General features: G+C 67.8%; 1 protein-coding gene. It reads left to right on the top strand.

From position 1 onward, the window contains the following. Window positions 1–514, top strand: a 514-nt coding sequence (locus DBR34_RS14255) for a copper resistance protein B (RefSeq protein WP_146186850.1), incomplete at its 5' end; no start/stop codon positions are given. Window positions 515–693: the final 179 nt, after the last annotated feature.

Here is a 693-nt window from a genome sequence, read left to right as displayed (position 1 = left end):
GGTGCGCAGCGAAGGCGAACGCAGCGGCGGGCGTACCGAAGCGGCCGATGTCGAAGTGCTGTACGGGCGCAGCGTCTCACCGTGGTGGGATGTGCTGGTGGGCGTCAAACAGGACCTTGGCCCCGGCGATTCCCGCACCTGGGCGGCGCTGGGCATCCAGGGCCTGGCGCCGTACAAGTTCGAGACCTCGGCCACCGCCTATGTGGGCGAAGGGGGCCAGGTGATGGCCACGGCCGAAATCGAGTACGAACTACTGTTGACCAACCGCCTGATCCTGCAGCCGTTGCTGGAGGCCACGCTCGCGGCCAAGGACGATCCGCGCCATGGCACGGGCAGCGGCTTGAACAAGGTCGAAGCGGGGCTGCGCCTGCGCTACGAGTTCAACCGGCGTTTCGCGCCGTACATCGGCATCAGCCATGAACGCCTGTTCGGCGATACCGCCGATTACCACCAGGCGGCCGGCGAACGTGCGCGTGATACCCGTTGGGTGGCCGGCGTGCGCGTCTGGTTCTGAGGCCAGCACTGCCTGAAAAAAGTCCCGGGCGCGGCATGCGCCCGGGACAACACAACAGGGATGGTGCAAGCCGGATCCGACGGGCCCGAACGGGGCGTCACAGGACACGCGCGTACCGCAGCGCACCCTGCCCGACACCCGGGTGCCGTGCTCAGCGGCGCTCCCGGATGATGATGTGA

It is taken from the genome of Stenotrophomonas sp. HMWF003 (assembly GCF_003061285.1).
GTDB lineage: Bacteria > Pseudomonadota > Gammaproteobacteria > Xanthomonadales > Xanthomonadaceae > Stenotrophomonas > Stenotrophomonas maltophilia_AP.
Note: the sequence above shows the minus strand (reverse complement) of the source record. Positions and strands in the feature narration are given on the sequence as shown.